This window comes from Aquabacterium sp. NJ1 (assembly GCF_000768065.1).
Taxonomy (GTDB): domain Bacteria; phylum Pseudomonadota; class Gammaproteobacteria; order Burkholderiales; family Burkholderiaceae_C; genus Aquabacterium.
Window position 1 is genome coordinate 2,647,316 of the sequence record NZ_JRKM01000001.1, and the last position, 12,738, is coordinate 2,660,053.

Here is a 12,738-nt window from a genome sequence, read left to right on the forward strand (position 1 = left end):
CAAGTTCGCCAGCCAACACTAGTGAGCGAACGATGACGATAAATTTGATCATTAGACAGGGAAGGTCGGAAATACTGTGACTGCGTACGCAAGCGTTCCGGAGCGGCTACTTACATGTCTATACGACTCGAAAAATGACCAAGAGAGTCAAGCGCTGTACTGCGCGGGGTTCGAGTTGCAGCAGTGGCGATGCGATGCTATGGCCGACCACATCATGGAGTGGTTGGCTGACTATGCGCTTGCCGAGGAAGAACTGAACGTCAAGCACACAAACATGTATGTGCGGCTTCGAGAGGCAGCCTCGCGCATCTATACAAGCGACAAATACAAGAGACGTGGAGAGCTTGGTGAAATCGTCCTGCATGCGATTTGCCGCGACTTCTTTAAGACGATACCGCTTGCTCCTCGCGTCTTCTATCTGACGGCCTCGAACGACGTTGTTAAGTCATTCGACATGGCACACGTCAGATACTTGGGCGAGGGGGCCTTTGAACTTTGGCTGGGAGAAGCGAAGTTCTTTCAAGACGCCGGAGAAGCTATGGCTTCGGCTATCGAATCCGTCAATGCGCACATTGATGCGGGCTTTCTAAAGAACGAAAAGCTACTTCTTGGACCACAGATCTCAAGGAACATTCCCAACTACGAAGGCATACGGGCGCTGTTTTCTCCCAACGCCCCCATCGACAAGCTGTTTCAGACCGCGGCTTTTCCCATTCTCATTGCATCAGATAGCAAGGCAGTCGCGAACGGGAAGTCCCATGATGATTCCTATATCGCCGACGCACGTGCCGAGTTGACCAAGCTGGAGACGAAGCTCAAAGCATCAGGTCTGCGCGAGAAAATTCGAATTCTGCTGATCTACCTGCCCGTTAAATCAAAGAATGACTTGGCGGCAGCCTTCGATAAGAGATTGAAGGGGATCCAAGGATGAACATCTCTCAAAGTGAATGGCAGAGTCTGCCAAGTCTTGGATCATTGGAACTTAAAAAGCAGGTATTCCTTATCCTCCAAAAGGCCGCGACCGCTGTCCAGGAAGGTGGCTCAGACGACCCGCATCTGCTCGAGGTCGTACCTAGACTTGCTGGTCTACTCGAGTCGAGGCCTGAGCTTGATGGTTTCGCAGAGGCGCTCAGCGCCCTCGCCCGTGCTTCTGGGCTTTGGAATTACATCGACAAGGAAAGAGCGGCCCCTTCTGACCTTCTTCTTGCCGAGTCAGTCACAGTTCCGGAGTTAGGCGGCATCACTCTGCACCGAGAACAGGTGGCTGCGCTCAACGATCTGCTTGCTGGCCGCAACCTGATCCTGAGCGCCCCGACCAGCTTCGGCAAAAGCTTGCTCATCGATGCCCTATTGGCCTCCGGAAAATACACCCGAGTCGCGATCGTCTTGCCGACAATCGCACTCCTTGACGAGTTCCGCAGGCGCATTAAACGCAGGTTTGGCGACCGCTTCGACCTCATCATGCATCCAAGTGACGAGACTAAAGATGGTCGCCCAACCATCTTCCTCGGCACCCAAGAGCGCTTGATCAACAGAACAGACCTTGGAAAAGTGGATCTGACCGTGGTCGACGAGTTCTATAAGCTCGACCCCAACCGAAAGGATGAACGAAGCATCACACTGAACGCTGCCGTGTCAAAGCTGTTGAACCGTTCAAATCAGTTCTTCTTTCTCGGCCCGAACATTGACGACGTTAGGTTCTCCGGAGATGGTCGCTGGAAGTTCGAGTTCCTGCGGACCCGTTTCTCCACCGTGGCAGTCGATACCTACGACCTGGGTGCCGTGCAGGACAAAGAGGCCAGGCTCCTTGACGAAGTCGGTAATGATGAGCATTGGCCAGCCCTTGTGTTCGTCTCTTCGCCAGACAAGGCAAACAAACTTGCTGCCAAAGCCGCTGAAGCGATGGCCGTTTCTGACTCCAGCGCAGCCTTCGCAGAATGGTTGTCAGACAACGTTGGTCCCGGTTGGGCGCTCGTCGAAACTGTACGGTTTGGCTTCGGTGTACACCATGGCAGGCTGCCACGGGCCATCGCATCACAAATGGTGCGAATGTTCAATCAATCTGACTTGCCTGTCCTCTTCTGTACGTCCACCCTAATCGAGGGCGTCAACACCGCTGCAAAAACCGTCTTGATCTTCGATAAAACGATCAACCGCGCTGATTACGACTTCTTCACCTACGCCAACATCCGAGGTCGTGCTGGACGGCTCGGAGAGCACCACATTGGACAGGTCTATCTTTTCAATCAACCGCCGGACGTCGAGGAGATGGAGGTTGCGCCAACGTTGTTCGCAGATCCAGACGATGCTCCTGACGACTACGTTGTGCACCTTGATGAGCAGGACTCCACGAAGAATACGGATCAGAGAGTAGCCACGCTCAAGATGAACTTGGGGTTGGACGCTGCGGGCTTACGGCTGGCGGCATCGATCGGCCTCGAGGACGCGCTTGCAATAAAGCACGAGATATTGAAAGAGATACGGGCTGGCTCTCGGCTCGTTTGGAGTGGGATGCCTCGCTATCCTGACATTCAAGCTGTCGTGAATGTGATCTGCACAGTCCGGAGCGCAACCAAGTTCGGTGCGTTGACGACGCGCCACCTGCCATTCCTTATCAACTCGCTGCGTATGGCGCCGACGATTCGGCAGTTTCTTCTCGATTACGATAAAGAGTACCGCGGCAAGCCCGAGGCGCATGACAACGTGTTCAAGTTCCTGCGGGCTTGCGAGTATGGTCTGCCTCAACACTTCGCTGTTGCGGAGCTGTTCGTCAAACAACATGACCCAAGTGCGGACTACAGTCTGTTTATCAGCTCTCTGAGTCGCTGGTTCAAGGCAGAAGAGCTCAAGAACTTGGATGAGGAGGGGATCCCTATCCAGATATCGGAGCGCTTCTTCGAAGGTGAAAGCAGAGAAGCGCTATCCCAAAAGCTGCTTGACCTCGCACAACAGAAATCGGATCAGCTTACCCCTTTTGAGCAATCCTGGGTCCTCGCAGCTCTCACCTAGCACCGTAGCCCATTGCACGCGAATGTAGGCGGCCAACACTGCATCTAGATAGACGGCTGGCCCAAAGGCCTCCCACTCACTTGGTCATGGGGCCACCGAGCTCCCAAACCAAGTGCTTGGTGACATTGAACTCATAGTCGGGATCTTGAACCAAATTTCCCCATCTGGGATGGCCATAGAGGCAGCTCGTTGCAACGGCGGTCGGCACAGCCAATATCGGCAGAGGAGGGCGCGTGCCGTTTAGCTTCAATTATTCAAAGCGAATAATTATCTGAATCAAATAATTCTGGCAGCCCAAGTTGGCATTGCCATCGAGTGCGTCCTGGCCGGTGGCCAGGGACCCATGTTCGACACTTAGTTGCCTTAGGAGCCGGCGCTCACCAAACTAGAGCCAATTCCTTCGACGCTTTGCAGCGCCTCGTCCGACCGGGTGCCATAGCTAAGTGATTGAGTCACCGCTACACCGACACCAACCGCAAATCTCAGGCTGATCTACTCGATTTGTTTGGCCGCACTCGACCGTGGTATCCGATCATGAGGTCACAGCATGATCGTCATTCATGCTGCCAGCTCACGCAGACAAAAGGACGTCGCTGCAGTGCAATTGCGCCGTGATCAACAACGCCGCACTCAACGCCATGCTGCAGCACTACATTACCTTTGCCTGTGAGTCGAACGCGCAACTCGCTTACGCAGCCACCTATGTGGTTGCGACCGTGACAATCATGTTTCTCCGCCACATGATGGATGGTCACCATCACCCGGCTGATAGGACTCCATTCAGCGATAACACCTTCTGGACCTACTTGCGGCGGCATCGCCATACGCTCTATCGTCTTGGTGCCGCTGTCGTCATCTTGTACGCTTCCCATGAAATCGCACGGGTGAACTTTGACCTCGCCTATCGCGTATTCGTTGTGATGCACGCTCATGGTGCTGGGCGCCATTCCAAGCCATTCTCCTCGCGACGCCACGCTTGCCTGTCAGTGCTTTTGCCGCAAATCTTCGCGGTCCTTTACGGCCCAATGCAAGTTCACAGTCATCTGTCTCAGATGACTTGGGTGGTCGACTTCCTGAACGACCTTTGCCTGACACTGCTTTCCATTCAAGATCGCATCGATCCCCGGGTGCCGCACAGTTTGTTTCGCTCTAGCAAAGGTATCCCCAAGAATTGCAAGCAGCGCAAATGAGCGAGACCGCTGAACGGATTACGGATTGCATTTGAGGTCAAGCTTTTCCTGATCAAGCCATCCATGCAACATGCATAGATTTCATGTTGACCTTGCGCAGGGCGACTCCTACGATCCGAGCTTGAGATATCGCAACGGTTTTGCTGATGACCGAGTCACGTCCATGGAAGTGGGTCAAGCAAACCATAGGGATCACTTACTAACCCATCTAGGGCAGTGATATGGATGAAACTTTTATCCCGGTCTGTACGGTTGCCAGGCACATGTGGGAGACAAATAAGCCCACATCTTGGTTTGCCCCGAAACTTGGCAAGGGTGAGCGCTACCTGCGTCAGTTGTTGGAGCAAGCAAAGCCAGTGCCCATACAGATGGCAAACCAGGTGTCGTCCTTTTCTGACACGTTCTCGGCGCCTATCACCTCAGATCAGCCCCCCGTGATCGTCTTTTCGCGTCAGATCATCCGTAGCGCTGAGTCTCTCGAAGATGTTGATGGACTGGTCGCTCAACTCAAGAAGGAGTTGCGAAATGCCAAGGAGCGTGATGACGTCAACCTGCAGGCCCTTTTGAACTGGCAGATGCTCTTTGCATGCCACAAGGCGTGCTCGTTCTTGGGCCATGATGATGCGGGCAAGGCATTGAAGCTTGCGCGACTGGAGTCCGCTGCGGAATACGGTCATCTCATGAGGGAGTTGCTGCCGAGGACAACCTTCTTTGATGGTGCATTGTTCCGTTTTATCGAGCGTCGCAATTGGGCCACAACAGCGTTCCTTCTTAGCGCTGCTCAGGGCGGCCCCTCGAAGGGTGAAATCTTGCAATACATCGCTGCTTACGATGATGCCTGGGCAGCGGTTAACCAAACGATCCTCGACGTTTCTCCCAATCAGCAGAACAGGGATGTCGTCCTTGATGTTGCACGGCTTCCGATGCGTCGCGCCTTGAGCTTGGATCGCGTTGAACTTGCTGCTTACGTATTGGATGAGGCTGACCTTGTTCAGCGTTGCATATCCGATCTACTCAGCGTGTCCACGTATACAGGCCCTCGCGTACTTCAGCTTGCCTTGGAGTCCATCCCCAAGCCAGCACGAGATGCCCTGAATGGCGTATCGGCTTGGGTCGCCTTCACTAAGGAAGTTAACGCAAAGGTCTTTGAGCGCGCGAGTTCCCGTGTGAAACGGGGCAGCAATGTTGGTGCACGCAACGAGCCTCAGCCTATGGACTTGTGTGACCGTCTCTTTTTTGGCAAGGAGTAAGAATGAAGCTGATTCGTATGGGAATGCTGTTCGTTGCCAGTTGGGCGTTCTTGGCAATGAGCGTCTGTATGGCTGCGCCTGGTGTGTCTTAAAGACTTCCTCACTCGTGGCGATAGGATGCCGGCTTTAACGAGCCCAGGACTATCAAGTTAGGTACCCGCAGCGGCAATTTCTGCCCACGTCGGGGTGTAGCTTGGTCTGTGCTTCATTACGCGCAATCCCACTCTCGAATGGGCTCATGTCTGGACCATGGTAATCCCCCCATAAACCATTGCTCAGAGAAGTAGAGCTATGCGGCCATGGCCAACCGCTGCTTGGGGGTGATGCCGCCCAAGGCCATGTTTGGGCGTTCATGGTTATACATCCACATCCATTGGGTGGCATGTAGCCGGACCTCATCAAGGTCAGTCCAATGGTACTGCGACAGCCATTCGTAGCGCACAGTCCGGTTGAATCGTTCCACGTAGGCGTTCTGTTGGGGCTTGCCAGGTTCAATGTGTTCGAAGCGGATGCCCCATGACTTGGCCCAGGCTTCGATAGCTGCGCTGATGTACTCCGGGCCGTTGTCACAACGGATCATCTGCGGCTTGCCGCGCCAGGCAATGATTTGCGTGAGTGCGCGGATCACGCGCAGCGTCGGCAAAGAGAAGTCGATCTCAATGCCAAGCGCTTCGCGATTGAAGTCGTCGATCACGTTGAACAAGCGGAAGCTTCGGCCATCTTCAAGCTGGTCGTGCATGAAGTCCATCGACCAGACCTGATTGATGGCCTCTGGCACCGATAGCGGCTGAGGTTTCTCTCGCACCAAGCGCTTGCGCGGTTTGATACGCAGGTTCAGCTCCAGCTCCCGGTAGATGCGGTACACGCGCTTGTGGTTCCAGGCAAAGCGCCTGACGTTACGCAGGTACAGGAAACACAGACCGAAGCCCCAGTTGCGGTTGTTGTCCGTCAGGCGCACAAGCCAGTCGGCTATCACATCGTTCTCGGCCTGGTGCTTGGCTTGGTACCGATAGCACGCCTGGCTGATTCGAAACGCCTGGCAGGCCACCTGGATCGATGCGCCAAACTCCTTGACCGCACGCTGAGCCATCTCGCGGCGACGAGATGGCTTCACCACTTTTTTGCGAGCGCCTCCGTGACGATCTCGGCCTTGAGCTTCTCTTCGACGTACATCTTGCGCAACCGGCGGTTCTCTTCCTCCAGCTCCTTCATGCGGGCCATCAGAGAGGCATCCATGCCCCCGAACTTGGCGCGCCACTTGTAGAACGTGGCATTGCTGATGCCCAGCTCTCGGCACAGCTCAGGCACGGCCAAGCCAGTCTCCGCGCGCTTGAGCGCCTCAATGATCTGGCTGTCGGTGAATCGAGACTTCTTCATGGTAGAAATTTTCCTTCGAAAATCTCTACTTCCCACAACGCTGGTTTTTCGGGGGGATTACCCCATCACACGACATTGGGCTTTGACATCGGAGTCTTACAGGTCCAACTCGTCTTGAATGGCTGAGTGCGCCTTGAACATCCATGAGCCATGGTTTTTATTCAGGATATTGAGCGGTTTGTTCTTCGCTAATGCTGCTCATGGCTCTGATGTTGGTCCGTCAACATCGATTCAGTTTGTATTAGCTCGACTTCGGTATGGAGCGCATCACCGTGACCTTCTTCTTCTCGGGCTGACGGGTTTTTTCACGCAAGGTATAGACCTCATGCAGCAGACACAACTCTCGTTCCAGCGCCTCGTTGAGCCGTTGAACTAGATCCCTTTTTTCCTGTTTCAGCATCTGTACGGGATCCACTGCAACGTGGGCTTTCTGCTGCAACTTCGCTGCCTCATCTATCTTGTCAATCAGCTGTCCATAAGCTGGCCTTGACGGTTTGATGCACCCCGGTTTACTACCGGCTTCAATGGCGACGGAGGCTTTTGAGATTGGCTCTCCGCGGTCGATGAGGCGCTGCAACGCGTCGTAGTACTTGCCTACTTGAACTTTGGCACTCATACCGCTATTCCTGATAAACGTTTCTGGGCTCTCAGTAAGGATTGCAGGTGATCGGCTTCCAATCTGTGTTCTACGCTGTTGGCTGAGTTTTGGCCCAGACTATTGACGATGCCTCTCTGCGTGAAAACGATGTGATCAAGGCGTTTTCGCTTGACGATGAGGTTCGCACATTGGGAGTCGATGCAATCGAACTCAATGGGGTCAAGCGGCCGAACTTTGCATTCATCGGTACTAACACATCCGCCGAGAACGGTCTCTCGGTAAGCCAGCTTGCCCTCACGGAACAGCTTCAATGTTGCCTGACGCGTGTGCCCGCTCACGGTCTTGGCCATGCGTTCTGCGCCACGCCCAAGTAGCTCGTCGTCTTCAAAGAGCAAAGCCAGCGCATATCCGAAGTAGCTGGATTCCGTCTTGGCCGCATTCCACTCATGACTGAAGTGATCTTCATCAAACACAAGGTTCTGGGCACGCGAGAAGCCGGAGCTGTAATACAACACCATCTCGTCAGTCAAATGTTGTAACTGTCCTTTGAGGGCCGGAAGAGACACCATGCCGGAGCGGTGCGCGTAAACGGCCAAGCTGCGCCGTAACTGGTGCGGAGCAAGCGGCCATCGGCGCCCCACTTCTATGCCCTTCCGGCGCCAATCTCGATCAAGCTGCAAGTTATCTAACTCATCAATGTCTGCTTGTGTTACTACGGGAGAGATTTCCTCGACCAATTCAGTTCGACCGTTATCAAAGGCAAGACCGTTGATCATGCGAAAGGGACTTTTGGCTCCGGGAAACAGTTGAGCTTGTTGACCAGGCTCGGGTGTTCCATCAAATTCATCCCCAATTGCCTTGGCAATTTTCTGCGCAGCCAACACGGCACGGGCGCCGTACTCATTCGTAATCCAAGACGCAGGCTTTTTATTCCCATTGTTGAGTTTGCTCGAGTATCCGTGGATCCAGTAATGATAGCGATCACGATCCTCTACGCGCTCCAGTACCCCTTCAAGCGGCAAGCTGATAGCTTCCATTCTTCGCATGCCGGTGAATGCAATGATTGCATGCAACAGCCAAACTTGATAGGTCCGCATTCGGCCAACGATAAAGAGATCTATCGCGTGTCCCCGGCCTGGTACGAAACCATGGACTGCTTTTAGATATTCGACGGTTCCCTTGAGTATCTCGCTGCGTTTTTCAACGTTCTGTTCTTGCTTGGCCGTGTTGATAGTTCGATGGGATTCTCTTTCTAGCCGGTATGCATCAATCAAGCAACTCAAATCTTTCTCAATCGACTCGATTTTAGCTATCAGACCTCCAAGGATCTCGCAGTACACACGAGATGGAATGAGTGGTGTTTGCCGCTCGTGTTTCTTGCCGCGGGGCTGTTTCCCAATAACTTCTTTTAAACGCTGAAGTGGTAAATGGGCATTGAAATCAAGTTTTTCGCGATGCCGCCAAAGCGTTTGAATTAGTGTGGGGGTCTTGGTTTGAGCCTGCGTGCCCATTGAAGCGATCTCAGTTTCAATCCACTCAGGATTTGAAAGAACATCGAAGAGACTTACTTCGCGATTGAGCGCAATCTTGCACCAAGCCATCGCAACGTAGTTAGCCACTCGTAGAGAATTAAAAGACTGAGTCTTGCCAGCATCGTCAATGAGCCAAATCAGCGCTTTCTGCTGTTCTCGAATTAGCGCGGCTAGCTTTGGGTCGTGACCGGGATCTTTGGCCTCAAAGAAGTAGAGTCTGGCCGCACTCATGCTGTCTGGGGTTCGGGCTTGATGGTTCCAAGACGAATCCTTGTATCTGGACGCGACCCTATTTAATGTGTCCCGACTCACAACAGTCTCTGGATCGAAGTACGAGTACGTCGCTATAGCAGATTCTGCGTCGACATCACGTTGTTTTAAAGTTGGCGAAGGATTGATGCGACCGTCTTTTTGGTGTGAACGCTTAGCCATGATTCAGACCTCCAGTTTGCTTCATGACGACATTGTCAGCATGCCTAGCAAGTGCAGTTGCTGAAGCTTGATAGCCCAATAGGCAGTGAGGTTGCCGTCGACCTTTACGTCCTGTTCTACCGCTGAATAGAGGTTTGGTATTCGTCTTCGTATTTCACTAAGCAAGGTATCAATTCTATTTAGTATTGCGTGATATGTTCGGTCAGCGCTTTTGGAGTCGCCTTGCAATGGCGACAGATGCTGCAATACATACTTGCAAGAAAAAAGCTTTCTCATGTCAGTTTCGTCTGCGTGGACACAAAACTGGTTGCAGAAGAAGCAGCCTTCCGGTTTCTTACAATCAGGCTTAAGTGGTGGGGTGCCTTCTTCTGTTTGGTACCTGCCGTGCTCAAGGCATGACCCAGCAGGAATAGCGGTGGTTTCTTGGCCGCTCGATCCATCAATTACTTTCTTGCTCAGTTGATCAAGAAAACTACTCATCTCATTACGTTGTACGCTAGGCTCACTTTTGCTATAGTGGCGAACCGCCGTAGCTACTGTTGTGCCCATCACCTTTGCTGCTATCTCAGGGCCACTCCTTCTGGTGACATATTGCTGCTTATGCAGGCGCAGTTGTCGCAATGTGATCTTTGGTAATTCACCTTGCACTGAGCGAACCTTGTTTCGCAACTTATCGAGAAAGCCGCGTTGTATTGGCTGTACAGACAATGGGTTTTGTTTGTGATTACGTGCTGTTTCCCATTTGCCCTGGATAAATAGCGGTTGCACGTCTTCGGTGTTCAGAAAGCTGATGAAGCGATCCCTCACAGCCAGATAAGTGCGCAAGCGAGTGACGGTTGTTGCTGTAAGGTGTACGGGAACAATCTTGCCACCTGCACGAAACTTGATGGCTTTGTGCGTTAGGTTAATGCGTTCCGGTGCTCCAAGTTGTTCCAGCAGGTCATCTGGTTCCTCGTAGCTAGTTATCACCCCTTGATTTGCGCCAGAATCAGCAATTACGAGACCTGTAAATGTTACACAGGCCAAATCCATAAGCCGTCCTATCGGGAAGTCGTCAGGTAAGGTGGTGATCTTGTTGTCATTAGAAGCAGATAACCGGATTGTCCTTGTATGATTGGGCTTGGAGTTTTTGCGCGCAGGCTTGTCGAGTACTATGGCTGCGGCCGAGTCGAAGATGGCTTGGAGCGTAGATGTAAACTCCGCCACGTCCTTTTCTAAAGGTGCTGCCGTACTTTCCAGTGCGGGAGTTTGTAGCGGTTCAATTTTGTCGAGATAAACATAGTCATGCAGCTCCGAAAGCAAGGCAATGGCGGATTTATCTAGTGTTCCACCGCTAGTAGCGCCGAGTTGGTTGGTTTGTACTCGATGGCGCAAGTAGGTGTGGTACGCTTTCAAAGCGGCTAACCCGATCTCCTTATCGCTTAGTACCTTCTCAAACTTTCCTCCCTGTTCTGGGGAGTCAACCCAGAGAAGGAACGCCGAAAATTGTTCAAATTTTGAATGGATCGTGCGTGGTCGCCATCCATTATTTCTGGCCAAATTTGAAAGTCGCGTTATGACAGCAGGCATTGCTGCGGTTCGAGACTTTGACAGTGAAGATGGATCATATTCCGTCTTTCTAGCGATGGTGGTTCTTCTACGCAGATAGCACCACATGTAGGGAAACAATCGACTTCTGTCGGGCAGTGTAAAAATAGTTCGTTCAGGTAAGTAGAGGTCAGGCAATGATTCAAATGGAAAATCAAGTCTTGGAAGTGCCTCAGTGAACGATGGGTTGTTGCTGAACCAAGTGGACACCTATCTCCTCCTGATGGTTTATCTATCTGCCTGTGACGATCCCGCTTCATGCCAGGTTGATCGCTTCAATCAAATGTTTGCCCCAGTCAGCTTGGGCCGCTTTTAGATGGTGCATGTTGACCCTGTATTCGAGATAGTGATCAGTTGTACTGGGGTGGCTATGCCACATGAGCTTGCGCAACTGTTCTCGCGCCCAGAGATACTTTTGTTTCTCCTCACCGTCCCGCATGACGTGGTCTACCCAATTCATGCCAAAGGTGGCTCGTAGGTCGTGGAACTTATATTTAAACCCTGGAAGGGTTTCATTCATTAGAGGAATTACTTGCTCAGAAATGAACTCTCGCAAGTTCTGGCCAGTACGTTTTGATACGGTACGAAGTTGTCCTGAGTGCAATTTGGCGTGAAGCTCAGCCTTGGACTCGTAATATGCCTGCCCCTGGTTAGTGAGGAACAAATAATTTGCTTCACTCTCTCCAAGATATGACTTTGCTCTTCGATTTTGAGCACGTTCGGAGCATGCATACACATGCAGCATTTCGTATAGGGGTCTAGGAATGCAAAGGTAGACATTGGCAACGTCCCACTTTGTATCGATTGCGGATCCGGGGCCACATTGCAACTTGAGTGGCCACTGTGGCACGCTATCCATTGGCTTGGTGAATGCACCAAAACGCAAGGTGAGTACTGTTTGCACCCTTGCCCCGGTCAGCAGAGCGACGTAGTGCATAAGGGCGTACTCTGTATTTCCTAACATTTTGAGTGTGCGAATCAGGCACTGTTGCTCCGGTACGGTCAACGGACGCAATTTGCCACCATCATCAATGGACTCATCCCATGCATAGTCTCGCTTCGAGGTGCGGATAGCCAAGTCTGTCGAGATAGTCTCTTGCAGTTGGGTAAACCCCTTGTAGTCTTTGAACAGTCGACCAACCCGGCTTTCCAACCATGGTGCGTTGACAGGAGCGAAGTTCATGCGCTCATTGCTCAGTAGGAATCGATACAGGCCTATGACGCTCAGCATGCGTCTGCATGCTGTGGTGTCTTTGAGCGCTCCAGAGTGAATTTGCCCTTGCAAATGGGTCCGATAGAGGTATGTAGGACGGTTGTACCTGTCAGGCGCTGAGAAATCCGCCCAGTCCAAATCCATGTCATCAAGCCATTGCTTGTACGCCCTGAGATCTTCCGCAATAGGCTTTAAAGATGAACTAGCGAGAGGTCGCGCTTCCGCTTTATCCAAAAGCCACAAGCAGGCAGGTTCCCAAAGGCTGCCATCCGCATTTAGCACCAGGGGGAAGCGCGCGAAAGTCTTCCACAGGGCCTTGCGATCCAATTCCGGTTGTCGCCAGTAGCTAACCTTCTGCGCTCCATGAGCAATCTCGACAGCTTGGCACTCAGGTCCTGGCGAGGCGCTGGCCTTGGTCAGCCTAACGATCGGAAGAACATGGATCTGACATCGCTGAGCCATATGACCTGTTCCCTACCAACTGCTGAGCTGCCAGGGATTCCGTTGCTATGTGTCCATGCTAGCAAAACCAGTCAATAAAGCAAATTTG

9 protein-coding genes are annotated in these 12,738 nt (G+C 52.4%); 4 read left to right on the plus strand and 5 right to left on the minus strand.

Features of this window, described 5'->3' with window-relative positions:
- Nucleotides 1–199: 199 nt before the first annotated feature.
- From JY96_RS11345 to JY96_RS11360, 4 genes are all read left to right on the plus strand, one after another.
- Nucleotides 200–931 (plus strand): DUF1837 domain-containing protein, encoded by a 732-nt coding sequence (locus JY96_RS11345; RefSeq protein WP_152606462.1) that lies wholly within the window; start codon nucleotides 200–202, stop codon nucleotides 929–931.
- Entirely contained in the window at nucleotides 928–3,009 is a 2,082-nt protein-coding gene (locus JY96_RS11350) for a DEAD/DEAH box helicase (protein ID WP_035037502.1), read from the plus strand. Before JY96_RS11345 ends, JY96_RS11350 begins: the two co-directional genes overlap by 4 nt.
- A gap of 611 nt (nucleotides 3,010–3,620) precedes the next feature.
- Entirely contained in the window at nucleotides 3,621–4,199 is a 579-nt protein-coding gene (locus tag JY96_RS11355) for a hypothetical protein (protein WP_152606463.1), read from the plus strand.
- Nucleotides 4,200–4,420: 221 nt separating this feature from the next.
- On the plus strand, nucleotides 4,421–5,449 hold the full coding sequence (locus tag JY96_RS11360; protein WP_035037506.1) for a hypothetical protein: 1,029 nt from the start codon (nucleotides 4,421–4,423) through the stop codon (nucleotides 5,447–5,449).
- Nucleotides 5,450–5,738: 289 nt separating this feature from the next.
- On the opposite strand, the gene JY96_RS11365 is transcribed toward JY96_RS11360, so the two are convergent.
- The 5 genes from JY96_RS11365 to JY96_RS11385 all read right to left on the minus strand — a co-directional run bounded on the left by JY96_RS11365 (nucleotide 5,739) and on the right by JY96_RS11385 (nucleotide 12,650).
- Nucleotides 5,739–6,826 (minus strand): IS3 family transposase gene (locus JY96_RS11365; protein ID WP_152606646.1). Its coding sequence is split into 2 segments (ribosomal slippage): nucleotides 5,739–6,565 and nucleotides 6,565–6,826, totalling 1,089 coding nucleotides; the frame shifts between segments, so codons are not numbered across the junction.
- Nucleotides 6,827–7,067: 241 nt separating this feature from the next.
- On the minus strand, nucleotides 7,068–7,442 hold the full coding sequence (locus JY96_RS11375) for a hypothetical protein (RefSeq protein WP_035037513.1): 375 nt from the start codon (nucleotides 7,440–7,442) through the stop codon (nucleotides 7,068–7,070).
- Nucleotides 7,439–9,388 (minus strand): hypothetical protein, encoded by a 1,950-nt coding sequence (locus JY96_RS11380; RefSeq protein ID WP_235333905.1) that lies wholly within the window; start codon nucleotides 9,386–9,388, stop codon nucleotides 7,439–7,441. Before JY96_RS11380 ends, JY96_RS11375 begins: the two co-directional genes overlap by 4 nt.
- A 21-nt stretch (nucleotides 9,389–9,409) precedes the next feature.
- Nucleotides 9,410–11,185, minus strand: a complete 1,776-nt coding sequence (locus tag JY96_RS23185; RefSeq protein WP_152606464.1) for a hypothetical protein — start codon at nucleotides 11,183–11,185, stop codon at nucleotides 9,410–9,412.
- A gap of 46 nt (nucleotides 11,186–11,231) precedes the next feature.
- Entirely contained in the window at nucleotides 11,232–12,650 is a 1,419-nt protein-coding gene (locus JY96_RS11385) for a site-specific integrase (protein ID WP_035037515.1), read from the minus strand.
- Nucleotides 12,651–12,738: the final 88 nt, after the last annotated feature.

What these genes read in the sequence shown, in the direction of transcription:
- JY96_RS11345 (WP_152606462.1), top strand. Translation starts at nt 200, where the DNA reads ATGGCCGACCACATCATGGAGTGGTTGGCTGACTATGCGCTTGCCGAG.
- JY96_RS11350 (WP_035037502.1), top strand. Translation starts at nt 928, where the DNA reads ATGAACATCTCTCAAAGTGAATGGCAGAGTCTGCCAAGTCTTGGATCA.
- JY96_RS11360 (WP_035037506.1), top strand. Translation starts at nt 4,421, where the DNA reads ATGGATGAAACTTTTATCCCGGTCTGTACGGTTGCCAGGCACATGTGG.
- JY96_RS11375 (WP_035037513.1), bottom strand. Translation starts at nt 7,442, where the DNA reads ATGAGTGCCAAAGTTCAAGTAGGCAAGTACTACGACGCGTTGCAGCGC.
- JY96_RS11380 (WP_235333905.1), bottom strand. Translation starts at nt 9,388, where the DNA reads ATGGCTAAGCGTTCACACCAAAAAGACGGTCGCATCAATCCTTCGCCA.
- JY96_RS11385 (WP_035037515.1), bottom strand. Translation starts at nt 12,650, where the DNA reads ATGGCTCAGCGATGTCAGATCCATGTTCTTCCGATCGTTAGGCTGACC.